Here is a 21193-nt window from a genome sequence, read left to right on the forward strand (position 1 = left end):
CGCGAATGGCTCAAGCCCGCGCGCGAAGCCGCCAAGCAGATCTGCAAGCAGCGCTATGTCGAGTTCGGCTGCGAAGGCCAGGCCGGCAAGATCAAGGGCCACAACCTGCAGATCGTCGCCGGCATGTATGCCGACGGCACGCTCAAGCAAGTCGTGAACTGAAGCACTGGCACCGGCCATTGCAAAGCCCCCTGGCTCCCGGCCCGGGGGCTTTTTTTTTGCCGCTGCGCGGGCGCAAGCATCCATTTGCAGCGCCAAGGCCCTGCAATGGCCTTTGGGCGGGTGCTTTTTTGCGCTTTTTGACGCCAATCCGTTTGCGTTTTTCCCGGTCAGCGTGCAGCATGGCGTTTGCTGACAAATTACACAGGCCGACATGCACGTGCGTGCCTATGCGCAGGGAGGACTCGCAATGAAGAGAATGGGACGGCCGATGGTGCGCTCTGCGCTTTGGAGTGCAGCGGTGGTGGTACTGCTCGCGGGCTGCGCCGCGCAGCCGCATGGCGCGGCTTCGGTGCAATACACCGCGGGCCGCGCGCAGCTGGCCTTGCCTGCGGGGGCCTGGACCGATCTGGGCCCGGCCGATGAAGCCTGGGCGCCGTTGCCGACCGCGAGCGGCAAGATTGCGCTGCGCAGCCGCGCGCTGGTGCTGCGCGGCGCCAAGCAGGAGCCGCTGGCCGTGGTGCTGGTGCGCACCAATGCCTCCAATCTGTTCTGGAAGCCCGTGGCCTGGGGCATCAACTGCCCGCGCGAGCTCGACGTGCTGCTGTTCGACGAAGCCGCCGGCAGCCCTGACCGCATGGACTGCCTGCGGCTGCGCCGCAATGCCCAGACCCAGCAATGGCTCAAGCGCAGCAAGCCCGAGACCCAGGCCTGGCTCGAGAGCCGGCAGCAATTGCCGCTGCTGCCCTACAGCCATCTGAGCTACCGCTTCGCGACCGAGGACGGCGGCATGGTGGAGCTGCAGATCCTCGCCGACCAGCGTCTGCTGCAGCCTGAAAAAGGCAGTCAGTCGCGGATGCAGCGCGACTGGGCGCTGGCCGTGGCCAGCGCGGCGCGCGACAGCCTGTCTTCGCTCGACGGCACGCTGGTGCTGCCGCCGTTTCCGGGCTCGGTCTGAGCCTGGCCCAGGCCTGCGGCCTAGGGTAATTACAGGCTGCGAGCTTGCGGGCCTCGGCTGACAATGCCTTCAGCGTTGGCAAAAAATACTGGAGGCACAAAGACTATGAGTGATCGTCCCTGGCTGAGCGCGTATCCCGAAGGGGTGCCTGCGGAAATTGACGCGACCCAATACACGTCGCTGGTGGCCCTGATGGAAGAGGCCTTCACCAAGTACCGCGACCGGGTGGCGTACAGCTTCATGGGAAAGGAAGTCACCTACGGCCAGACCGATGTGCAAAGCCGCATCCTGGCAGCCTACTTGCAGGGCCTGGGCCTGACCAAGGGCGATCGCGTGGCGCTGATGATGCCCAATGTGCCGCAGTATCCGGTGGCCGTCGCCGCCGTGCTGCGCGCGGGCTACGTGGTGGTCAACGTGAACCCGCTGTACACCGCGCGCGAGCTGGAGCACCAGCTCAAGGACTCGGGCGCCAAGGCGATCATCATCATCGAGAACTTCGCGACCACGCTGCAGACCTGCATCGCGGCCACGGCCGTCAAGCATGTGGTGCTGTGCGCCATGGGCGACCAGCTGGGCCTGGTCAAGGGCGCGCTGGTCAACTATGTGGTGCGCAAGGTCAAGAAGCTCGTGCCCGCGTTCCAGCTGCCGGGCGCTGTGCGCTTCAACGATGCGTTGGCCAAGGGCGCGCATCTGAGTTTCCAGGCGCCGCAACTGCTGCCCGATGACATCGCGCTGCTGCAATACACGGGCGGCACCACGGGCGTGAGCAAGGGCGCGGTGCTGCTGCACCGCAACGTGATTGCGAACGTGCTGCAGTCCGAGGCCTGGAACCAGCCGGCCATGAGCAAGGTGCCCACAGGGGAGCAGCCCACGAGCGTCTGCGCGCTGCCGCTCTACCATATCTTCGCGTTCACGGTGAACATGATGCTGTCGATGCGCACCGGCGGCAAGACCATCCTGATTCCCAATCCGCGCGACCTCAAGGCCACGCTGCAGGAGCTGTCCAAGCACCGCTTCCACAGTTTCCCCGCCGTGAGCACGCTGTTCAACGGCCTGGCCCATCACCCCGACTTCAACACCGTCGACTGGTCGCACCTCAAGGTGTCCGTGGGCGGCGGCATGGCGGTGCAAAGCGCGGTCGCGCAGCTGTGGCTGGAGAAGACCGGCTGCCCTATCTGTGAAGGTTACGGCCTGTCCGAAACCAGTCCATCGGTCAGCTGCAATCCGGTCACCGTGAGCCAGTTCACGGGCACCATAGGCGTGCCGCTGCCGAGCACGTACATGAAGCTGATCGACGACGCCGGCAACGACGTGACCGAGCCCGGCCTGCCGGGCGAGATCGCCATCAAGGGCCCGCAGGTGATGGCCGGCTACTGGCAACTGCCCGATGAAACCGCCAAGACCATGACCGCCGACGGCTACTTCAAGTCGGGCGATATCGGCACCTTCGATGAGAACGGCTTCTTCAAGGTGGTCGATCGCAAGAAGGACATGGTGCTGGTCAGCGGTTTCAACGTCTACCCGAACGAAGTCGAGGATGTGGTCGCCAAATGCCCGGGCGTGCTCGAGTGCGCGGTGGTCGGCATTCCCGACGAGAAGACGGGCGAGGCCGTGAAGCTGGTGATCGTGAAGAAAGATGCGTCGCTCAACGAGCAGGTGGTGCGCGACTTCTGCCGCTCCAACCTCACGGGATACAAGCAGCCGCGCGTGATCGAGTTCCGTACCGAGCTGCCCAAGACGCCCGTGGGCAAGATACTGCGCCGCGAACTGCGGGGAAATAAGAGCGCGGCCTGAGCGGCGGCGGCGTTGCGCCGCACAATCGAGGCCTTGCCGCACACGGCGGTTGCCTGGATACACATGACGATTGCCATTTTGAGCGCCTTGCCCGAAGAGCAGGCCGGTTGGGTTGAGAGTTTGCAAGGCGTGCGCGGCACGCGGCATGCGGGCCGTCAGTTCTGGCAGGGCCGCTGGCAGGCTGACGCAGCGGGCGCCGGCCATGATCTGGTCTGCGCGCTCTCGGGCATAGGCAAGGTCGCCGCCGCCACGACGGCCGCTGCATTGATAGAGCGCTTCGGCGTCACGCGCATCGTCTTCACCGGCGTGGCCGGCGGCGTGGGCGCGGGCGTGCAGGTCGGCGACGTGGTTGTGGCCAGCGAATACCTGCAGCATGATTTCGACGCGTCTCCGCTGTTCCCGCGCTGGGAGTTGCCCGGCTATGGCCGCACGCGCCTGGCCTGCGATCCGGTGATGAGCGCCGCGCTGCATGCGGCCAGCCAGGATTGCGTCGGCAGCGCGGCGCGTGCCCACCACGGGCTGGTAGTCAGCGGCGACCAGTTTGTCGGCACGGCGCTGGCCTCGCAGGCGCTGCGCTCGGGGCTAGAGGCCGCGGGCCATCCCGTGCTGGCCGTCGAAATGGAAGGCGCGGCCGTGGCCCAGACCTGCCACGACTACGGCGTGCCGTTCGCCGCCATGCGCACCATCTCCGACCGCGCCGACGACAGCGCGTCGGTCGACTTCGCCGACTTCGTGCGCAATGTCGCCAGCCGCTACGCGCAGCAAATTCTTACGGGGTTCCTGCAGCGGCTTTGAACCTCCGCGCAGCACAAGCACCGTTCGGGCTGAGCTTGTCGAAGCCCTGCATGCACAGGCGGGGTTATTTCAGCCAGCCGCGCTTGCGGAAGTACAGCATCGGCCCGACGGCGCTGGCGGCCATCAGTACCAGCGCGAACGGATAGCCCAGCGTCCAGTCGAGTTCGGGCATGAACTTGAAGTTCATGCCGTAGGCGCTGGCGACCAGCGTGGGCGGCAGCAGCGCGACGCTGGCCACCGAGAAGATGCGGATGATCTTGTTCTGGTTGATGTTGATGAAACCGACGGTCGCATCCATCAGGAAGTTGATCTTGTCGAACAGGAAGGCCGTGTGGCTGTCCAGCGATTCGATGTCGCGCAGGATCTGGCGGGCTTCCTCGAACTGCTCGGCGTTGAGCATCTTGCTGCGCATCATGAAGCTCACGGCGCGGCGGGTGTCCATCACGTTGCGGCGGATGCGCGAGTTCAAATCTTCCTGGTGGGCGATGGCCGACAGCACTTCGCTGGCGCGTGCGTCATCGACTTCGCCGGACAGCACCTGGGTGCTGACTTTTTCAAGCGCATCGTAGATGCGTTCGAGCGTGTCGGCCGAATATTCGGCGTCGGCGTCGAACAGCTTGAGCAGCACTTCCTTGGCATCTTCGAGCAGGCCGGGCGCGCGGCGCGCGCGCATGCGCAGCAGCCGGAACACCGGCACGTCTTCGTCGTGGATGGAAAACAGCACGCCGCGGCTCTTGAGCTCGGCGTTGTGCTGGTTCAGGATGAAAGCGACGCGCACCGAGCGCGGGTCTTCGTCGTCATCGATCAAGAAGTCGCTGCGGATATGCAGCTCGCCATTGTCTTCTTCGTAGAAGCGCGCCGATTCCTCGATGTCCTCGTCCATCGCGTCTTCTGGAATCGACAGACCGTAGTGCTGCTTGATCCAGCGCTTTTCTTCGAGCGTAGGCGATTCAAGGTCGACCCAGATAGGCTGGAACTTGGCCAGGTCCTCGAGCGAGTCGATTTCTTCCTGGACCAGGCGGCCATTGGCCAACGTAAAGATGTTGAGCATTGCTCACTCCCATGTCATTTTTCGTCGTGCGGCGGTGAAAGAGGTCATGCTTTCAACCCCCGCAGCGGCGCGCGCAGCAGGCGCGAACGGCAAATACGATGGGAGTTGAAAGCTACCAACTAGGGTAGGTTTCCACGGAGCGATCTCCAGTTATCTTGAAGTGGGGAATTATGGCATTGCGCACGTGCGGCGCGGCGCAGAAAAGCCCGCGCCGCAAGGGTGCAGGCGCGGATTTCATCGCGGCGTAATGGTCTGTCCCAGCATTTGCGCACGGCACAGGTCGGCCCAGGCCGCGGGCTTGGCATGCGCGGCGCGCAGCAGGTAGCTCGGGTCGTAGGTGACCACCGCCGGCAGGCCCGCGACCTGATGGGGCTCGGCACGCAGCCGGCCCAGCGCATCGCTGCGGCCCAGCACGGCGCGCGCCGCTGCCAGGCCCAGCACCAGGATGCGCGCGGGCTGCAGTTGCCTGACCATCGCCTGCAGACCGGAGTCGAGCGGTGCGCAGTCGCCTGCAGCAGCCGCAGCCGATGCCTGGGCGCCGTCGCGCTCCAGCGCCGCGCTCCACACGCGCGGATGCCGGTGCAGGCGCAGCGCGCGCAGCATGTTGTCGAGCAGCCTTGCAGCATCGCCTTCGAGCACCGTACCCGTGGATTCGGGTGCGGCGGCAGGAGCGGCCAGGCTCACGGCCGTGGGGTGTTCGAGCAGGATCAGCCAGCCGCCGTCGGCAGGGTCCTGGGTATTCTGGGTATGGGTGCCCGGGCCATAGACCGGGCGTGCAGGGTGCAGGCGCCAACCCGCGGCCGCGGCGCTTTCGCTCGCGGGCGCGTGCTGGGGGGCTGGCGCGGGCCGGACCGGGGCCGCGGGGCGTGGCATCACCGGCGCAGGCTGCGGGCGCTGGGCCACGGGCGCCGGCGCGGGACGTTCTGCCACGGCTGCGAGCGCGGGTGCGGCTTCGGGCGGCGCGGGCTGCCAGACCGTGATGCCCATTTCCTGCAGCATGGCGCGTTGGCGCGCGTCGAGATTCAGGGCCATAGCTTGCGGCTCATGATGATGGCGTGCTCGCGTTGGCCGTCGGCCGCCGGGTAATAGTTCTTGCGTTCGGCAATCTGCTGGAAGCCGTGCTTTTCGTAGATGCCGCGCGCGCGCGCGTTGCTCGCGCGCACTTCGAGCCACAGCCAGATCGCCTTTCGCTGGCGCGACCACAGCGCCAGGCCGTCGAGCATGATCCTGGCCCAGCCCTGGCCCTGGTGGGCGGGCGCGACCGTGAGGTTGAGCAGATGGACTTCGTCGAGTACCGTCATGGCGACGAAGTAGCCCAGCAACCGGTCATCGGCGTCGAGCAGCATCTGGGCTTCGTAGCCCGCGGCCAGCGCGTCAATGAAGTTGCCGCGCGTCCACGGGTGGCTGTAGGCCTGATTTTCGATCGGCAACAGGACATCGAGCCAGGCTGCGGTCAAGGGCGCAAAGCGTATGGCTTCCTGGGGGACTGGCTGGCTGGCTGGGCTCATGGTGTGGCGGCAAGGCGTGCAGCGGCACGTTCAGCCGTAGTTTGCGCCACTTTGTCCCGAATATACAAGGGCAGTGCCGCCGCTGCCGGCAGGCTGCCATGTGCTGCGAGCAGCGCGGGCGCCAGGCGCAGCAGCGCCGCCGAGGTCGGCAGCGCAGTCAGATGCAGGGCCTCGGGAGCGAGGCGCTCGCCATAGGCGGCCAGGGCGTTGCCGACGACGCTCCAGCCCGCAGGCACCTGCAGGGCTTCGGGCGCGCACACGCCGGCATCGCCGGCGGCCTGCCAGACGCCATCACGGTAGCTGTAGGGCGCGTGATAGACCTCGTTCATGCGCGCATCGAGCACCGCCACGACATCGCAGCAACCATGTTCGGCGCGCGCGGTCTCGGCCACGGCCAGCAGCGTATCGACGGGCAGCACGCGCACATCCGCGCCAAACGCCAGCCCTTGCGCGATCGCGCAGGCGGTGCGCAGCCCGGTGAACGAGCCCGGTCCCCGGCCGAAGACGATGGCGTCGAGCGCCTTGAACTCGAGGCCGGCTTCGTCCATCAGCCGGCGTATGGCCGGCAGCAGCTGGGCCGACGATTGCGCGCCGCCGGGCCCGCGGTGCTGCCAGAGCGCGTCGGCGCGCTGGACGGCAATGCAAAGGGTGTCGGTGCTGGTATCGAAGGCAAGCAGGTTCATGGGGGAGTGCCGTAGAGGGCGGCAAGGCGTGGGCGGCCACGCGCAATTGCGCAAGCCCTCGATTATCGGTGCCGGCGGCGCTCCTTGCGCGTCGCGCCGCTAAAGCCCGCCGCCAGCGCGGCGCGTGGCAGGCCCTAAACTGGTCGGCATGTCTTTGCAGTTTGTCCTGGCGCGCTGGCGCGCTCCTCAGCGCGCGCGCGCCGTTCTTGGTATTTCTCTGTCCCTGATGCTGTGGAGCAGCGCCCAGGCCCAGCCGGCCCTGCCGCCTGCGGTCACGGCCGCGCTGGCGCGAGCCCAGTTGCCGCCCGACGCGCTGTCGGTGCTGGTGGTGGATGTCGAGGCGGCCAGAGGCGCGGCGCCGCGCCTGGCCTGGCAGCCCGAGCGGCCCATGAACCCCGCTTCGGTGATGAAGCTCGTGACCACATTTGCTGCGCTGGACCAACTGGGCCCGGCCTATACCTGGCGCACGCCGTTCTACTTCGGCGGTCCGCTGCAGGCCGGCGTGCTGCGCGGTCCGCTCTACATCCAGGGCCAGGGCGATCCGCGGCTGGTGATGGAGCGGCTGTGGCTGGCGCTGCGCCGGCTGCAGGCCATGGGCGTGCGCGCGATCGACGGCGACATCATTCTTGACCGCTCGGCGTTTGCGCTGGCCGCGCACGACCCGGCATTGTTCGATGGCGAGCCGTTGCGCCCCTACAACGTGTCGCCCGATGCGCTGCTGGTCAACTACAAGTCGCTGGTGATGGGTTTTCTTCCGGATGTGAAGGGGGGGCTGGCACGCATCCAGTACGACCCGCCGCTGGCCGGCATGGCGCTGCAGCCCAGCGTGCCGCTCGCGCCCGAAGGAACCCCCTGCGGCGATTGGCATCTGCGCCTGCAGGCCAGTCTGGAGGCTCCCGGGCGCATGGACTTCGCGGGCAGCTATCCGGCCGCCTGCGGTGCGCGCAACTGGGCCGTGGCACCGGTCGACGGCGCGCAGTTCGCGGCGCGGGCCATTGAGGGCATGTGGCGCGAACTCGGCGGCCAGCTCAGCGGCGGGGTGCGCGACGGCCGCGTGCCGCAGGGGCTGGAGCCGGCCATGGTGATCGAGTCGGAAGCGCTGTCCCAGGTTGTCAGGGACATCAATAAATATAGCAACAACGTGATGGCGCAGCAGGTTTTCCTGACCATGGGCCGCCAGCGTGACGGCGTGGGCAGCTGGGACAGCGCGCAGGCCGCGCTGCGCCAGTGGTGGCAGCGCAGGGTCGGCGCCCAGGCCTTGCCCATCGTCGAGAACGGCGCGGGGCTGAGCCGCGAGGAGCGCGTCACGGCCCAGGGCCTGGGGCGCATGCTGCAGGTTGCCTGGGGCTCGCCCGTGATGCCTGAGTTCCTCGCTTCGCTGCCGGTTCTCGGCGTGGACGGCACGCTGCGCCGCAACCAGGCGCGCGCCAGCGGCCAGGCCCACCTCAAGACCGGCAGTCTGCGCGATGCATCGGCGATCGCGGGCTATGTGCATGCGGCCAGCGGCCGGCGCTATGTGCTGGTCGCGCTGGTCAACGACAGCCGAGCGGCGGCCGCACGGCCGGCCTTGGACGCATTGGTGGAATGGGTGGTCGCCGACCTCGCGCCCCGATAAGGTGGTGACGGGCCGTCGTGTTGGCGGACCGTCAAACCACAATCAGGAGGCGCAGCATGGGGATGCAATCGACAGCAATCTGGATGGCGGCGATCGTTGCCGCGGCACTCGCGGCCTGTGGCGGCGCGAATGACCCTGACCCCGGCGGCGCGCGCGGCGCGCTGCTGCAGAACCCGCCGCCACGCACTTTTGCGGCATCGGCGCCCGATCTGGGCGCCCAGCTTTCGGCCACGCCGACAGGGCGGGAGATGCTCGCAGTGGCCGGCGCACCGGTTTGCGGCGTGCAGGTGCACTCGATCGAATATCACACGGTGGGCGCCAGGGGCGAGGCCACCAACGCGACGGCGGCGCTCATGCTGCCCCGGGGTGAAGAGGCTGCCTGTTCGGGCCCGCGGCCCATTCTGCTCTACGGCCATGGCACCGACCCGCAGCGCGCCTACAACCAGGCCGAGATCAGCGACCTGACCCTTCCCGGCGCGGCTTCCGGGCTGCAGCTCGCGGCGACCTTCGCCGCGCATGGCTACATCGTCGTCGCGCCCAACTACGCGGGCTATGACCGGTCGCGCTTGCCCTATCACCCCTATCTCGTCGCCGACCAGCAGTCCAAGGACATGATCGACGCGCTCACGGCCGCGCGCCAGGCGCTGCCCGCGCTTTCGGCGCGCGACAGCGGCCAGTTGCTGCTGTCGGGCAATTCCCAGGGCGGCCATGTGGCGCTGGCGACGCAGCGCGCGCTGCAGGCCGCAGGCGAGCGCGTGACGGCGTCGGCGCCCATGTCCGGGCCCTATGCCCTGGCCAGCTATGGCGAGGCCATTTTCCTGGGCCGCGTGCCGCTGGGCAGCACGGTGTTCACGCCGTTGCTGGTGACCGCCTATCAGCAGGCCTATGGCAATCTCTACCGTCAGCCCGATGAAGTCTATGCACCGCGCTATGCGCCGCATATGGCGACGCTGCTGCCGGCCGAAGTGCCGCTGGCCACGCTCTGGGCCCAGGGCCGGCTGCCGGTCAGCGCGCTGTTCAGCAGCAGCGCGCCCGCACCCGGCCTCGAAGCCATCACGCCGCCGACCACACCGCCGGCGCAGGCGCCGCTGTTTGCGCTGGGCTTTGGCCTGGACCATCTCGTGGGCAATGGCCAGCGCCTGGCCTATCTGCAGGATGCGGCCGCACGGCCCGACGGCGTGGTGCCCGCATGGACCACGGGCCGGCCCGCGGCCGCGCCCGGCCACCCGATGCGCCAGGCGCTCAGGGCGAACGACCTGCGCGACTGGGTGCCCGCGCGTCCCCTGCTGCTGTGCGGCGGCCAGGCCGACCCGACGGTGTTCTTCGGCCTCAATACGGGCGTGATGCAGGCCTTTTGGTCGGCGCCGTCACCCGCGGCCATGGCGCCCGGCCTGCTGAGCGTGCTCGATGTCGATGCGCCCGTGAGCGGCGTCGACGACCCGTTCGCCGCAGTCAAGACGGGATTCGCGTTGTCGAAGGCGGGGGCCACGGCCCAGGGCGGGCCCGCGGCCGCGCTGACGCTGTACCACGGCGTGCTGGTGCCGCCGTTCTGCCACCTCGCGGCGCGCGGCTTCTTCGATCGCGTCATCGCTTCCGGGCAATAAAAAACCGACCCGCAGGTCGGTTGGTGCGCGCAGCGATGCGGGGCTTCTTACCAGCGCACGCGCAGCTTGTCGTAGGCGTAGGTGCCGAACTGGCGGTAGGCTGCGGGAGTGAAGTAGACCTTGTCGGCAAACAGGTAGACATCCGGATTCGCGCCGGCAATCAGCGTCGAGGCCGTGCACTTCTCGGAGTTGATCTGACCGCTGCCAATGCCAATGCCCGGGCCCGAATCCACCGAAGTGCACACGGGCGTGGTGGCGTTCGAGAAGCCGTAGGAGCTGGGCGAGAAGGTGTACAGATTGACGTAGTAGGCCAAGTCAACGTACAGCACGGAGTTGCCCAGGTCGTTGAGGCCGATCAGCAGGCCTTCATTGAAGGCCTTGCTCGCGGCTTCGGCGGCGGCAACCTGGCCGCGTTCGATGGCCCAGAGCGACTTGCCCAGGTCATAGGTGCCGGAGAACACCACCTGCTTGGCGCCGGCGTTGGTCAGGCGGCGGATCTGGTCGGCGTACTGCGTGCCGAGTGCGCGTGCCGAGGATTCGAACTGGGCCGCAGTCTGCGTGCCAGCGATCACGGCCGACAGGCCGACGATCATGTCGCTCACGCCGGCGCTGAGCAGCACCACATCGTTCTTCTGCAGCGCGCTGCCCGAAGCCAGGAAGGTGTCGATCTGCGCCGCCAGCGTAGGCGTCGAGGACTTGCCGGCGGCGTCGGGCGTGGCCGCGATGCGCGCGTTGCCGAAGGCGTAGTTGAGACCGCCCTGGTTGGACGCCTTGAGGTCCAGGCCATATTGGGCTGCCACATAGCGGGTCCAGTTGTTCACCGAACCGTTGTTGACGGTGTAGCTGTTGCCGCTCTGGCCGGCATCGGCGGTGGCGTCGCCGAAGGCGATGAAGCGGCTGGGCGTGATCGCCGATTCCGTGGTGCTTGAGCCGCAGGCCGCAAGCAGTACCGCCGTTGCACAGGCGGTGACCAAAGCGGTCCGACGCATCCAATTTGCTGCCATGAGATTCTCCAGAAGGGATATGGACAAGAGTTTAACGAGGCGCGGGCCAGGCCCTAGGCGGCCGCGGCGCGCTGCAGGCGGTCACGCACGCCTTCCCACGCGGGCGTGGCAGGCGGTGTTTCGATCCAGAGCAGGCGCACGCCAACAGTGTCGAATTCACGCAGCATGGAGAACAGCTCCTGTGCTGCGGCGGTGGCATCTTCGGGCATGCGGCGCAGTTCCACCCGAGAGTGCACCTGCAAAGGGCTCCGAGCATACACCCCCAGATGGGCGGCGTCGTTGCCGAGCAGGTCCAGCCCGGACTGCAGCTGCTGGGCATCCATCAGCCTCACCTTGGCGTCGGGCGCGTAATGCGCGAGCAGCGTGCCCGAGGCGCGCGGCGTATGGGCCGGCAGTTCTTCCTTCGACAGCGGTCGCAGCCCGCAGGCGCGTTCGATGTCGGCGCGCGAGACCGCGCCGGGCCGCAGCAGCACCGGCACGCCGCGCGTGCAGTCGACGATGGTCGATTCGATGCCGACTTCGCATTCGCCGCCATCGAGCACCAGCAGATCGTCGCCGAATTCGCTTTGCACGTGGGCGGCCGTGGTCGGGCTCACGCGGCCGAAGCGATTGGCGCTGGGCGCGGCCACGCCCCACACAGGTGGTTGCAATTGCGCACAGGCTTGCAACACCGAATGTGCAACCGGATGTGAGGGGCAGCGCAGGCCCACGCTGTCCTGGCCGCCCGTGGCTGCCGCAACCATGCCCGCGCGGCGCGGCAGGATCAGCGTCAGCGGGCCGGGCCAGAACGCGTCGATCAACTGCTGCGCGAACAGTGGCACTTCCTTGGCGAAGCGCGTGATGGCCGCGGCATCGGCCACATGCACGATCAGCGGGTGGTTGCTGGGCCGGCCCTTGGCCGCGAAGATCGCGGCCACGGCCGCGTCGTTGTCGGCGTCGGCGGCCAGACCGTAGACCGTTTCGGTCGGCAGACCCAGCAGCGCACCGCGCTGCAGCGCATGCGCTGCCTCGTCGATGGATGCGGGCAGGTTCCCTGGGAGGATCATCGCGGGCCCTTGGCTCAGAAGGGCGCTATGCCCAGGATGGCAGCGGCCTGCAAGGCCACGGCGCGCGCCTGCTCGGGCGTGGCGGCCGTGATGTTCAGATGGCCCATCTTGCGCGCGGGCTTGGCTTCGGCCTTGCCGTAGAGGTGCAGGTGGGCACCGGGCAGGGCCAGCACCTGATCCCAGGCCGGCGTGCTGGCCGTCGTCGCGTCCTTGAACCACAGGTCGCCCAGCAGGTTGAGCATCACGGCGGCGCTGTGCTGGCGCGGCTGCACCAGCGGCAGGCCGGTCATGCAGCGCACCTGCAGTTCGAACTGCGAGACGTCCATGGCGTTCTGGCTGTAATGGCCGCTGTTGTGCGGGCGCGGAGCAATCTCGTTGACCACCAGGCTGCCGTCCTCGAGCACGAAGAACTCGACGCACAGCACGCCTACATAGTCCAGGCCCTGGGCCACCGACTGGGCCGCGGCCACGGCCTGCTGCGCCTGCGTGGCCGGCACATTGCCTTCATAAACTTCGGTTACGGCCAGGATGCCGTCGCGGTGCAGGTTGCGCTGCACCGGCAGATTGACGATCTTGCCGTCGCGTGCGCGCGCCACGATGACCGAGCATTCATGCGCCAGCGGCAGCATCTTTTCCAGCACGCAGGCCACGCGGCCCATGTCGTCCCAGGCGGAGGCGAGTTCGGCGGCGGTGCGCACCCGCGCCTGGCCCTTGCCGTCGTAGCCCATGCGCGAAGTCTTGAGGATGCCGGGAAGCAAATGGGCGCTCACGGCCGCGAGCTCCGCGGGCGTGGTGATTTCCGCATAGGGCGCGCAGGGCACGCCGCAGCGCAAGAAATGCGCTTTCTCGGCTGCCCGGTCCTGGGCGATGGCCACGGCTTCGCCCGCGGGCGCGACCGGACGGGTCAGCGCCAGCGTCTGCAATGCAGCCGCGGGAACGTTCTCGAACTCCGTGGTCACGGCCGCGCTGAGCCGGGCCAGTTCGGCCAGGCCCTGAGGGTCTTCGTAGCCCGAGCGCACATGGTGGTGGCTCACCAGCCCCGCGGGGCTGGTCGGGTCGGCGTCGAGCACGGCCGTGAAATAGCCCATGGACTGCGCCGCATGCACGAACATGCGTCCGAGCTGGCCGCCGCCGAGCACGCCCAGCGTGGCGCCGGGCAGGATCGGCGCATTCACCACGCTTGCCGCGCTCATGCCGCCACCGGCGGCAAGGTCATTGCGCGCGCTGCGGCGGTCTGCTCTGCGCGAAATTCTTCGAGCTTGGCGCGCAGTGCCGGATCTTCATTGGCCAGCAGTGCGACCGCGAACAGCGCCGCATTGGCCGCGCCGGCCTGGCCGATGGCGAAGGTTGCCACGGGCACGCCCTTGGGCATCTGCACGATGGAGTGCAGCGAGTCGACCCCTTGCAGGTGGCGGCTCGCAACCGGAACACCCAGCACGGGCACCGGGGTCTTTGCCGCGATCATGCCTGGCAGGTGGGCTGCGCCACCCGCACCGGCGATGATGGCTTTGAGGCCTCGGCCTGCAGCCGCTTCGGCATAGGCGAACATATCATCTGGCATGCGGTGCGCCGAGACGACCTGCGCTTCATGGGCGATGCCAAATTGCTGGAGAATCTGCACTGCGTGTTGCATGGTGTCCCAGTCGCTGCTGGAGCCCATGACTACGCCGATTTGAATGGGTTTCATGTCAAGCGGGGCGACTGTGCAGCCGCCGTCCAAAGTGGAACCCGTGATTTTACTTTTCCCTTATCCACCGGCCCGTCAAAGGGCTTCGCGCCATGATCGATGTCACTATAGAAAATTTTGAAGCCGAGGTGGTTGCCGCCTCGATGGACGTGCCTGTGCTGGTGGACTTCTGGGCCCCCTGGTGCGGTCCCTGCAAGACCCTGGGCCCGTTGCTCGACCAGCTCGAGGTCGACTATGCCGGCCGTTTCAAGCTGGTCAAGATCGATTCCGACCAGGAGCAGCAGCTCGCCGGGATGTTCGGTATCCGCTCGGTGCCGACCTGCGTGCTGATGATGGGCGGTCGTCCTGTCGACGGCTTCATGGGCGCCCAGTCCGAAGGCCAGCTGCGCGCCTTCCTCGACAAGCACCTGCCTTCCGAAGCCACGCTCGCGGCCGAATCCGATGTCGACGAAGCCCAGCAGCTGCTAGAAGCCGGCGACACCGGCGCGGCGCTGCAAAAGCTCGCCGATGCGCTGGCCGCCGATCCGGGCAATGACGATGCGCGCTTCGATTACCTGCGCCTGCTGATCGCCACCGGCGGTTTCGAGGAAGCCGAGGCCCTGCTGCGCGAGCCGCTCAAGCGCATTCCGCTGGCGCTGCGCTTCGACGCGCTGTCGCGCTGGCTCGACGCGCTGAAGTTTGTCGACACCAACGAGCGCGGCAACTGGCCGCTCGAGGATTTCGACGCGCTGATCGCCGCCAACCGCCGCGATTTCGAAGCCCGCTTCGACAAGGCCCGGGTGCTGGTCGCCGAAGGCCAGTGGACCGAAGCCATGGACGAACTCCTCGAGATCATCATGCGCGACAAGACCTGGAACCAGGACGCGGCGCGCAAGCTGTATGTCGGTGTGCTCGAGTTGCTGACGCCAGCCAAGCCCAAGGCCGACGCCAGCGTGCCGGGCAAGACCGCCGGCGGCATCGAGCTGATGGGCAAGTCGGCGCATCAGGAAGACGAGACCACGGCCATGCTCAACAGCTATCGGCGCAAGCTGAGCATGGCATTGAACTGATCTCTTTCCCCGTTCGTCCTGAGCTTGCCTCGCCGGCCGCGTCGAAGGATGAACGGCCTGCGCTCCAGGTCTGAGAACAGCCGTTCATGGTTCGACAGGCTCACCACGAACGGGGCGGCGGGCGCTCGCTAACGGTTGACTTCACCCATGCCTCGGAAAAACCCTGTGAGCCCTGATCCTGAACTCGAAGGATGAACGGCCTGCCCGCAGAAAAGCCCCAAAAAACAAAACCGGCCACAAGGGCCGGTTCATTGAGACGCGCAGGAAGAATCAGGCCGTCAGGCGATCCAAGGCTTCACGGTATTTGGCCGCGGTCTTGGTGATCACTTCCTGGGGCAGGCGCGGTGCGGGCGCGGTCTTGTCCCAGGCCTTGCCGTTGACCTTGGCCTGTTCGAGCCAGTCGCGCACGAACTGCTTGTCGTAGCTCGGGGGGTTGGTGCCCGCGGCCAGCGCGTCGGCATAGCCTTCGACGGGCCAGTAGCGCGAGCTGTCGGGCGTCAGCACTTCGTCCATCAGCACCAGTTCGCCGTCGTCGGTCAGGCCGAACTCGAATTTGGTGTCGGCAATGATCATGCCCTTGGTCAGCGCGATCGCCGCGGCTTCCTTGTAGATCTGGATGCTCAGGTCGCGGATGCGCGTGGCCAGTTCCACTCCGACCATTTCGACCGTGCGCTCGAACGTGATGTTCTCGTCATGGTCGCCCATTTCGGCCTTGGCCGCGGGCGTGTAGATGGGCTCGGGCAGCTTGGCGGCATTGGTCAGGCCGGCAGGCAGGGGCACGCCGCAGACCGACTGGGTGGCCTGGTATTCCTGCCAGCCGCTGCCGGCGAGGTAACCACGCACCACGGCTTCGACCAGGATGGGCTTGAGGCGCTTGACCAGCATCGAGCGACCTTGCACCTGGGGCAGTTCAGCCGGAGTCACCACGCTCTCGGGCGATTCACCCGTCAGGTGGTTGGGGCAGATGTGACCCAGCTTGTCGAACCAGAACAAGGCCATTTGCGTCAGCAGCACGCCCTTGCCGGGAATGGGCTCGCCCATGATCACGTCGAAGGCCGACAGGCGGTCGCTGGCGACCATCAGGATGCGGTCGTCGCCCACGGCGTAGTTGTCGCGGACCTTGCCGCGCGCCAGCAGGGGCAGCGAAGTCAGGGCAGAGGTGTGCAGGGCGGAAAGGCTGGACTGGTTCATGGGTACGAATGGTTGCGATCAAGGCCTGGGCAGGGTGCGGGTCCTTACCTGACAGGATTTTAAGGCCCGGGGCCGGTCTTGTTCCTCTTGCATCCGCGCGCGGCGCGCGGCGCGGTGAAAGCAGGCCGGCCGGGCGTAGTGCATCAACTCCAACGATTGTGCGTGGTTTTCCGACATTTGGGCAAAGCCGACCCAAAACCTACTGCGGAATACCGGTATCGGTTTGCATTTGGTTGGTGCTGGGCGCATAGTGAACCCAAGCAACGAATGCGCATTCAAGCTTGCAAGCCCGGCCAGTGACAGTGTTGCTGGCAGGGGCTTTCTTTACCTTGGGCAAGGAGGCTTTCGTATGAATTTGATTATCAGTGGTCACCATCTGGAGGTGACCCCGGCATTGCGCAGCTATGTGATGAGCAAGCTCGAGCGGATTCTTCGACACTTCGATCAGGTAGTGGATGTAAAGGTTTTGCTGACCGTGGAGAACCAAAAGGAAAAAGACAAACGCCAGCGCGCTGAATGTACGGTACGCGTCAAGGGCAGTGACCTGTTTGCCCAGAGTGCGCACTTCGATCTCTATGCCGCCGTCGATGCACTGGTCGACAAGCTGGACCGCAAGGTCGTGGAGCACAAGACACGCTTGCAATCAGGACGTTTCGATACGCCCAAGCGTGACGCAATGGTGCTCGCCCAGGCCTGATATGTAGTCCCTGTCGCCACGTTGGCGAAATATAGGAGCCATCTGACAGCAAAAGCCGCCGCAAGGCGGCTTTTTCACGTGCCTCGGGTATTCGCGGCACCGTTGGAGCGGAGCGTGCATAATTCCTCCCTAACACCATGAACCGTCTAGCCTCCATCCTGCCTGCCGCTCAAGTCCTCGTGAGCGTCGACGCCACCAGCAAGAAACGCGCTTTCGAAGAAGCCGGGCTGTTGTTTGAAAGTCTGCATGGTCTGTCCCGTGCGCTGATCACCGACAGCCTGTTCGCGCGCGAGCGCCTGGGCTCCACCGGGCTGGGTCATGGTGTCGCCATTCCCCATGGCCGCATCAAGGGCTTGAAGGCGCCGATGGCGGCCGTCTTCCAGCTGGCCAATCCGATTGGCTTCGATGCCCCGGACGAGCAGCCCGTGGGCCTGCTGATTTTCCTGCTGGTGCCCGAAGCGGCGACGCAAAAGCACCTGGAAATCCTGTCCGAGATCGCCGAACTGCTCAGCGACACCGGATTGCGCGAACAAATCAAGGCCTGCGACGACGCCGAGCTGCTGCACGAGATGCTGGCCCGCTGGCAGTCGACGGCAGCGCCGCTGTCCTGATCACCTGACCGGTCCCCTCCATGCGACCGAATGCAATCAGCGCCGACCTGTTGTTTCAGGCGTTCCGTACCTCCCTGCGCTGGGAGTGGGTTGCGGGCCTGGGGGCTTCGGAGCGGCGTTTCGATGAAATGGCCGTGCGCTCGGCGCGCTCCGGTGCCGACCTCGTCGGTTACCTCAATTACATCCACCCTTATCGTCTGCAGGTGCTCGGCGAGCGCGAAATCGCTTACCTCTCCAAGTCGACCTCCGTGGATTGCCAGCGCCGTGTCGCCCGCATCGTGACCCTGCAGCCGCCGGTGCTGGTGCTGGCCGACGGCCAGGTCGCGCCGCCCGAGCTGCTGTCCATGTGCGAGCAGGCGCAGATTCCGATGTTCTCGACCGACGAGAACTCGGCGTTCGTGATCGACGTGCTGCGCGCCTATCTGTCCAAGCATTTCGCCGACCGCACCACCATGCATGGCGTGTTCATGGACATTCTGGGCATGGGCGTGCTGATCACCGGCGAGTCGGGTCTGGGCAAGAGCGAGCTGGGGCTCGAACTGATTTCGCGCGGCAACGGCCTGGTCGCCGACGACGCCGTCGACCTGTATCGCATCAACCAGGCGACGATCGAGGGCAAATGCCCCGAGCTGCTGCAGAACCTGCTGGAAGTGCGTGGCATAGGCCTGCTCGACATCCGCGCCATCTTTGGCGAGACCGCGGTGCGCCGCAAGATGCGCCTCAAGCTGATCGTGCATCTGGTGCGCAAGGAAACGCTGGAGCGCGAATACGAGCGCATGCCGTATGAGCCGCTGACCCAGGACGTGCTGGGCGTGCCCGTGCTCAAGGCCGTGATTCAGGTGGTTGCGGGGCGCAATATCGCCGTGCTGGTCGAAGCCGCGGTGCGCAACACCATTTTGCAGCTGCGGGGCATAGACACCTACCAGGAATTCATTGACCGCCATCGCCGCGCGATGGAGCAGGGCAAGGGTTGAAATGCAGCCCAATGCAAAAAGGCGCCGAAAGGCGCCTTTTTTGTGTGTGACTGTTTCAGCGGTGGCCGGGAGCGCCCTTGGCGCAGGTCGTGCATTGGCCGTACAGCGACATCGCGTGGTCATGGATCACCCAGCCCTTGGCCTTGGCGATCTGCACCTGGCGCTTCTCGATTTCCGCGTCGTAGAACTCTTCGACCTTGCCGCAGACGGTGCAGATGAAATGGTCGTGGTGCTGACCTTCGTTGAGTTCGTAGACCGCCTTGGCGCTTTCGAAATTGCTGCGGATCAGAATGCCCGCCTGTTCGAACTGCGTCAGTACGCGGTAGACCGTGGCCAGGCCGATGTCGGAGCGCTCGTCGAGCAGCACGCGGAACACGTCTTCGGCAGTCATGTGGCGTTGCGCGCCTTTCTGGAAGATTTCCAGAATCTTGAGGCGGGGCAGGGTGGCCTTGAGGCCCGTGCTTTTGAGTTCGTCGATATTCGTCATGACAGGGTCTTTGGGAGTGCCTGCGAGCATATCCGGTACCGGCGCAGCACAGGCAACAGAAATGGCCCTCGCACCGAGGGTGTGGAGAATGTCGAGTACTGGAAGGACCAGCCGCTACAATGATTTGAATCATATCCCCTAAGCCATACCCATGCATGTCCAAGCCCGTTGCAGTGCCCGTCTGGCGCTGACTGTTGTGGTCGTTGCCGTCCTGGCTGCCTGCAGCAGCCTTGACAGCGCGAGCCAGCGCATCGCCAGCGCTGCCAGCGCAATCACTCCTTACAAGGTCGAAGTGGTTCAGGGCAATTTCGTGTCCCGTGAACAGGTCGAGGCCCTGGCGCCCGGCATGAGCCGCCAGCAGGTGCGCGACATCCTCGGCACGCCGCTGCTGACCAGCGTGTTCCACGCGGATCGCTGGGAATATGTGTTCACGCTCAAGCGCAAGGATGTCGAGATCCAGACCCGCAAGCTGACGGTGTTCTTCGAAGGCGACCGCCTGGTGCGCCACGAAGGCGATGAAATGCCGTCCGAAGCCGACTTCGTCGCGACCCTGGGCTCGAAGAAAGCCGGCGGCAAGGTGCCGCAGCTCGAGGCCACGCCGGAGCAGCTCGCGCGCTTCCCCGCGGCCGCCCCGTCGGCCGCCGATGCCGAAGTGCTCGCGCCCGCGGACGCCACCAAGCAGTACCCGCCGCTCGAAGCGCCAGGCCGCTGAATTTTTTGCCGGCCGCCTGCGCTGCCGGCCGCTTTCCCAGGATTACCACCATGACCGCGAATTCCTCGCCCGCCGCCGGGCGCCATCGTATTGCCGTTGCCGGCGCTTCCGGCCGCATGGGCCGCATGCTGATCGAAGCCATCCATAACAGCGAGGACTGCGTGCTCGCGGGCGCGCTCGACGTGCCGGGCAGCCCGGCGCTGGGCATCGATGCCACGGCCTTCCTGGGCAGCGCCAGCGGCGTGGTCATCACGTCCGACCTGCGCCAAGGACTGGCCCAGGCCCAGGTGCTGATCGATTTCACGCGCCCCGAAGGCACGCTGGCCCACCTCGAAGTCTGCAAGGACCTGGGCGTGAAGCTGGTGATAGGCACGACCGGCTTCAGCGATGAAGACAAGAAGACGCTGGCCGAAGGCGCCAAGCAGGTCGCGGTGATGCTCGCGCCGAACATGAGCGTGGGCGTGAACGTCACGCTCAAGCTGCTCGAAATGGCGGCCAAGGCCCTGTCCACGGGCTATGACATCGAAATCGTCGAAGCCCACCACCGCCACAAGGTCGATGCCCCTTCGGGCACGGCGCTCAAGATGGGCGAAGTGATCGCCGACGCGCTGGGCCGCGACCTCGCCGAATGCGCGGTCTACGAGCGCTACGGCCATACCGGCGCGCGCGACCCCTCGTCCATAGGCTTTGCGACGGTGCGCGGCGGCGACATCGTCGGCGACCACACGGTGCTGTTTGCCGGTATCGGCGAGCGCATTGAAATCACGCACAAGTCCTCGAGCCGCGAAACCTACGCCCAGGGCAGCCTGCGCGCCGTGCGCTTCCTCGCGGACAAGCCCCAGGGCATGTTCGACATGTTCGACGTGCTCGGCCTGCGCTGATCCAAACCATGGACCGCTGGCTCTGGCTCACCCAAGGCGACGCGGTCACGCAGGCCACGGCCTTGCTGCTGCTGCTGCTGTCGGTCGCCAGCTGGGTGGTCATGGGCTACAAGGCCTGGCTGCTGGCGCGCAGCCGCCGTGAGGTGCCGCAGTGTGTGGCAGCATTCTGGCGCGCGCCTTCCTTGGCGACGGCCCGGGAGCAGGTTGCATCACTGGACCGCAGCGGCCTGGTGCTGCCGCTGGTCGATGCGCTGGCCGCCCAGCATCCCCCCATTGCCTCCACCGACGCGGGCCTGCCGCTGGCCCAGCAAGGCGCGGCCTCGGGCCAGCTCACGCGCGGCCTGCGCGCCGCGCTTCAGGCCGGCAGCACCCCTTTGCAATGGGGCCAGGTGTTGCTGGCCTCGGTCGGCACGCTGGCGCCATTTGTCGGCCTGCTGGGCACGGTCTGGGGCATTCACCATGCATTGACGCTGCTGGCCGACAGCCAGCAAATCGGCATCGCCCAGCTTGCGGGGCCGGTGGGCGAAGCGCTGGTGATGACCGCGGCCGGTCTGGCCGTGGCGATTCCCGCAGTGCTGGGCTACAACCTGCAGGGCCGCAGCGCGGGTCGCATCGAAGCCGATCTCGAAGGCTTTGCCCACGATCTGCAGGCCGTCTTTGGCGAAGCCGCCGGGCCTGCTGCCTGAC

The 21193-nt window shown here is 66.6% G+C and carries 22 protein-coding genes and 1 pseudogene; 13 read left to right on the forward strand and 10 right to left on the reverse strand.

Annotation, left to right across the window (positions count from 1 at the left end; translation table 11 throughout):
* The 4 genes and pseudogenes from RR928_RS15500 to RR928_RS15515 all read left to right on the forward strand — a co-directional run.
* Nucleotides 1–162 (forward strand): annotated as a pseudogene (locus RR928_RS15500) (fructose-1,6-bisphosphate aldolase); the annotation flags it as partial.
* Nucleotides 163–409: 247 nt separating this feature from the next.
* Entirely contained in the window at nucleotides 410–1117 is a 708-nt protein-coding gene (locus RR928_RS15505; RefSeq protein WP_332683206.1) for a hypothetical protein, read from the forward strand.
* 105 nt (nucleotides 1118–1222) lie between these two features.
* Complete coding sequence (locus tag RR928_RS15510) at nucleotides 1223–2911, forward strand: long-chain-fatty-acid--CoA ligase (protein WP_332683208.1); 1689 nt, start codon at nucleotides 1223–1225, stop codon at nucleotides 2909–2911.
* A gap of 63 nt (nucleotides 2912–2974) precedes the next feature.
* Nucleotides 2975–3706 carry a 5'-methylthioadenosine/adenosylhomocysteine nucleosidase gene (locus tag RR928_RS15515; RefSeq protein ID WP_332539107.1) on the forward strand — a complete coding sequence of 244 codons (732 nt, stop codon included), beginning with the start codon at nucleotides 2975–2977 and terminating at the stop codon, nucleotides 3704–3706.
* 64 nt (nucleotides 3707–3770) lie between these two features.
* Here the strand turns inward: RR928_RS15515 and corA are convergent, their stop codons facing one another.
* The 4 genes from corA to tsaB all read right to left on the reverse strand — a co-directional run bounded on the left by corA (nucleotide 3771) and on the right by tsaB (nucleotide 6948).
* The gene (corA, locus tag RR928_RS15520) at nucleotides 3771–4757 is read right to left on the reverse strand and encodes a magnesium/cobalt transporter CorA (RefSeq protein WP_332539109.1); all 987 of its coding nucleotides are present in this window, start codon (nucleotides 4755–4757) and stop codon (nucleotides 3771–3773) included.
* A 234-nt stretch (nucleotides 4758–4991) separates the two neighbouring features.
* Nucleotides 4992–5789, reverse strand: coding sequence for a uracil-DNA glycosylase family protein (locus tag RR928_RS15525; RefSeq protein ID WP_332539110.1), 798 nt, complete (start codon nucleotides 5787–5789; stop codon nucleotides 4992–4994).
* Nucleotides 5780–6265: a ribosomal protein S18-alanine N-acetyltransferase gene (gene rimI / locus RR928_RS15530; RefSeq protein ID WP_332539111.1), complete on the reverse strand. Its 486-nt coding sequence runs from the start codon at nucleotides 6263–6265 to the stop codon at nucleotides 5780–5782. Before rimI ends, RR928_RS15525 begins: the two co-directional genes overlap by 10 nt.
* Nucleotides 6262–6948: a tRNA (adenosine(37)-N6)-threonylcarbamoyltransferase complex dimerization subunit type 1 TsaB gene (gene tsaB / locus RR928_RS15535; protein ID WP_332539112.1), complete on the reverse strand. Its 687-nt coding sequence runs from the start codon at nucleotides 6946–6948 to the stop codon at nucleotides 6262–6264. Before tsaB ends, rimI begins: the two co-directional genes overlap by 4 nt.
* 148 nt (nucleotides 6949–7096) lie before the next feature.
* Here tsaB and dacB point away from each other — a divergent pair, with 148 nt between their 5' ends.
* On the forward strand, nucleotides 7097–8563 hold the full coding sequence (gene dacB, locus RR928_RS15540) for a D-alanyl-D-alanine carboxypeptidase/D-alanyl-D-alanine endopeptidase (RefSeq protein ID WP_442881920.1): 1467 nt from the start codon (nucleotides 7097–7099) through the stop codon (nucleotides 8561–8563).
* Between the two features lie 62 nt (nucleotides 8564–8625).
* On the forward strand, nucleotides 8626–10167 hold the full coding sequence (locus RR928_RS15545) for an alpha/beta hydrolase family protein (protein WP_332683212.1): 1542 nt from the start codon (nucleotides 8626–8628) through the stop codon (nucleotides 10165–10167).
* A gap of 47 nt (nucleotides 10168–10214) precedes the next feature.
* Here RR928_RS15545 and RR928_RS15550 read toward each other — a convergent pair whose 3' ends face one another.
* The 4 genes from RR928_RS15550 to purE are packed head-to-tail and all read right to left on the reverse strand — an operon-like array spanning nucleotide 10215 to nucleotide 13904.
* Entirely contained in the window at nucleotides 10215–11171 is a 957-nt protein-coding gene (locus tag RR928_RS15550; RefSeq protein WP_332539114.1) for an SGNH/GDSL hydrolase family protein, read from the reverse strand.
* A 53-nt stretch (nucleotides 11172–11224) separates the two neighbouring features.
* A complete protein-coding gene (locus tag RR928_RS15555; protein WP_332539116.1) occupies nucleotides 11225–12217 on the reverse strand; it encodes an L-threonylcarbamoyladenylate synthase in 993 nt (330 codons plus the stop codon).
* Between the two features lie 14 nt (nucleotides 12218–12231).
* Nucleotides 12232–13410 (reverse strand): 5-(carboxyamino)imidazole ribonucleotide synthase, encoded by a 1179-nt coding sequence (locus RR928_RS15560; protein ID WP_332683215.1) that lies wholly within the window; start codon nucleotides 13408–13410, stop codon nucleotides 12232–12234.
* Nucleotides 13407–13904 carry a 5-(carboxyamino)imidazole ribonucleotide mutase gene (gene purE, locus RR928_RS15565; protein WP_332539130.1) on the reverse strand — a complete coding sequence of 166 codons (498 nt, stop codon included), beginning with the start codon at nucleotides 13902–13904 and terminating at the stop codon, nucleotides 13407–13409. Before purE ends, RR928_RS15560 begins: the two co-directional genes overlap by 4 nt.
* A 92-nt stretch (nucleotides 13905–13996) precedes the next feature.
* Between purE and RR928_RS15570 the strand changes: the two genes are divergently transcribed.
* Nucleotides 13997–14953, forward strand: a complete 957-nt coding sequence (locus tag RR928_RS15570; RefSeq protein ID WP_332539119.1) for a tetratricopeptide repeat protein — start codon at nucleotides 13997–13999, stop codon at nucleotides 14951–14953.
* A 270-nt stretch (nucleotides 14954–15223) separates the two neighbouring features.
* On the opposite strand, the gene RR928_RS15575 is transcribed toward RR928_RS15570, so the two are convergent.
* The gene (locus RR928_RS15575) at nucleotides 15224–16144 is read right to left on the reverse strand and encodes a phosphoribosylaminoimidazolesuccinocarboxamide synthase (RefSeq protein ID WP_332539121.1); all 921 of its coding nucleotides are present in this window, start codon (nucleotides 16142–16144) and stop codon (nucleotides 15224–15226) included.
* A gap of 349 nt (nucleotides 16145–16493) precedes the next feature.
* On the opposite strand from RR928_RS15575, the gene hpf reads away from it, so the two are divergent.
* The 3 genes from hpf to hprK all read left to right on the forward strand — a co-directional run bounded on the left by hpf (nucleotide 16494) and on the right by hprK (nucleotide 18426).
* Complete coding sequence (gene hpf, locus RR928_RS15580; protein ID WP_332539122.1) at nucleotides 16494–16841, forward strand: ribosome hibernation-promoting factor, HPF/YfiA family; 348 nt, start codon at nucleotides 16494–16496, stop codon at nucleotides 16839–16841.
* Nucleotides 16842–16978: 137 nt separating this feature from the next.
* Entirely contained in the window at nucleotides 16979–17452 is a 474-nt protein-coding gene (locus RR928_RS15585; RefSeq protein WP_213297095.1) for a PTS sugar transporter subunit IIA, read from the forward strand.
* 20 nt (nucleotides 17453–17472) lie between these two features.
* Nucleotides 17473–18426: an HPr(Ser) kinase/phosphatase gene (gene hprK, locus RR928_RS15590; RefSeq protein ID WP_332539123.1), complete on the forward strand. Its 954-nt coding sequence runs from the start codon at nucleotides 17473–17475 to the stop codon at nucleotides 18424–18426.
* A 55-nt stretch (nucleotides 18427–18481) separates the two neighbouring features.
* Here the strand turns inward: hprK and fur are convergent, their stop codons facing one another.
* Nucleotides 18482–18913 carry a ferric iron uptake transcriptional regulator gene (gene fur, locus RR928_RS15595; RefSeq protein WP_332539124.1) on the reverse strand — a complete coding sequence of 144 codons (432 nt, stop codon included), beginning with the start codon at nucleotides 18911–18913 and terminating at the stop codon, nucleotides 18482–18484.
* Nucleotides 18914–19064: 151 nt separating this feature from the next.
* Between fur and RR928_RS15600 the strand changes: the two genes are divergently transcribed.
* Genes RR928_RS15600 through RR928_RS15610 form a run of 3 tightly spaced genes read left to right on the forward strand, consistent with a single transcriptional unit; the run spans nucleotide 19065 to nucleotide 21192 of the window.
* Complete coding sequence (locus RR928_RS15600; protein ID WP_332539125.1) at nucleotides 19065–19625, forward strand: outer membrane protein assembly factor BamE; 561 nt, start codon at nucleotides 19065–19067, stop codon at nucleotides 19623–19625.
* A gap of 50 nt (nucleotides 19626–19675) precedes the next feature.
* Nucleotides 19676–20506, forward strand: coding sequence for a 4-hydroxy-tetrahydrodipicolinate reductase (dapB, locus tag RR928_RS15605; RefSeq protein ID WP_332539126.1), 831 nt, complete (start codon nucleotides 19676–19678; stop codon nucleotides 20504–20506).
* 8 nt (nucleotides 20507–20514) lie between these two features.
* On the forward strand, nucleotides 20515–21192 hold the full coding sequence (locus RR928_RS15610; RefSeq protein ID WP_332539127.1) for a MotA/TolQ/ExbB proton channel family protein: 678 nt from the start codon (nucleotides 20515–20517) through the stop codon (nucleotides 21190–21192).
* The last annotated feature ends 1 nt before the right edge of the window (nucleotide 21193 follow it).

The organism is Comamonas sp. (assembly GCF_036666375.1).
Lineage (GTDB): Bacteria > Pseudomonadota > Gammaproteobacteria > Burkholderiales > Burkholderiaceae_C > Comamonas.

Excerpts from the sequence above, each read along its gene's own strand:
- RR928_RS15560 (WP_332683215.1), bottom strand. The coding sequence starts at position 13,410 with ATGAGCGCGGCAAGCGTGGTGAATGCGCCGATCCTGCCCGGCGCCACG.
- RR928_RS15515 (WP_332539107.1), top strand. The coding sequence starts at position 2,975 with ATGACGATTGCCATTTTGAGCGCCTTGCCCGAAGAGCAGGCCGGTTGG.
- RR928_RS15555 (WP_332539116.1), bottom strand. The coding sequence starts at position 12,217 with ATGATCCTCCCAGGGAACCTGCCCGCATCCATCGACGAGGCAGCGCAT.
- RR928_RS15600 (WP_332539125.1), top strand. The coding sequence starts at position 19,065 with ATGCATGTCCAAGCCCGTTGCAGTGCCCGTCTGGCGCTGACTGTTGTG.
- RR928_RS15575 (WP_332539121.1), bottom strand. The coding sequence starts at position 16,144 with ATGAACCAGTCCAGCCTTTCCGCCCTGCACACCTCTGCCCTGACTTCG.
- RR928_RS15525 (WP_332539110.1), bottom strand. The coding sequence starts at position 5,789 with ATGGCCCTGAATCTCGACGCGCGCCAACGCGCCATGCTGCAGGAAATG.
- tsaB (WP_332539112.1), bottom strand. The coding sequence starts at position 6,948 with ATGAACCTGCTTGCCTTCGATACCAGCACCGACACCCTTTGCATTGCC.
- RR928_RS15550 (WP_332539114.1), bottom strand. The coding sequence starts at position 11,171 with ATGGCAGCAAATTGGATGCGTCGGACCGCTTTGGTCACCGCCTGTGCA.
- hpf (WP_332539122.1), top strand. The coding sequence starts at position 16,494 with ATGAATTTGATTATCAGTGGTCACCATCTGGAGGTGACCCCGGCATTG.
- dapB (WP_332539126.1), top strand. The coding sequence starts at position 19,676 with ATGACCGCGAATTCCTCGCCCGCCGCCGGGCGCCATCGTATTGCCGTT.
- hprK (WP_332539123.1), top strand. The coding sequence starts at position 17,473 with ATGCGACCGAATGCAATCAGCGCCGACCTGTTGTTTCAGGCGTTCCGT.
- RR928_RS15610 (WP_332539127.1), top strand. The coding sequence starts at position 20,515 with ATGGACCGCTGGCTCTGGCTCACCCAAGGCGACGCGGTCACGCAGGCC.
- RR928_RS15510 (WP_332683208.1), top strand. The coding sequence starts at position 1,223 with ATGAGTGATCGTCCCTGGCTGAGCGCGTATCCCGAAGGGGTGCCTGCG.
- corA (WP_332539109.1), bottom strand. The coding sequence starts at position 4,757 with ATGCTCAACATCTTTACGTTGGCCAATGGCCGCCTGGTCCAGGAAGAA.
- rimI (WP_332539111.1), bottom strand. The coding sequence starts at position 6,265 with ATGAGCCCAGCCAGCCAGCCAGTCCCCCAGGAAGCCATACGCTTTGCG.
- RR928_RS15545 (WP_332683212.1), top strand. The coding sequence starts at position 8,626 with ATGCAATCGACAGCAATCTGGATGGCGGCGATCGTTGCCGCGGCACTC.
- fur (WP_332539124.1), bottom strand. The coding sequence starts at position 18,913 with ATGACGAATATCGACGAACTCAAAAGCACGGGCCTCAAGGCCACCCTG.
- dacB (WP_442881920.1), top strand. The coding sequence starts at position 7,097 with ATGTCTTTGCAGTTTGTCCTGGCGCGCTGGCGCGCTCCTCAGCGCGCG.
- RR928_RS15505 (WP_332683206.1), top strand. The coding sequence starts at position 410 with ATGAAGAGAATGGGACGGCCGATGGTGCGCTCTGCGCTTTGGAGTGCA.
- purE (WP_332539130.1), bottom strand. The coding sequence starts at position 13,904 with ATGAAACCCATTCAAATCGGCGTAGTCATGGGCTCCAGCAGCGACTGG.
- RR928_RS15585 (WP_213297095.1), top strand. The coding sequence starts at position 16,979 with ATGAACCGTCTAGCCTCCATCCTGCCTGCCGCTCAAGTCCTCGTGAGC.
- RR928_RS15570 (WP_332539119.1), top strand. The coding sequence starts at position 13,997 with ATGATCGATGTCACTATAGAAAATTTTGAAGCCGAGGTGGTTGCCGCC.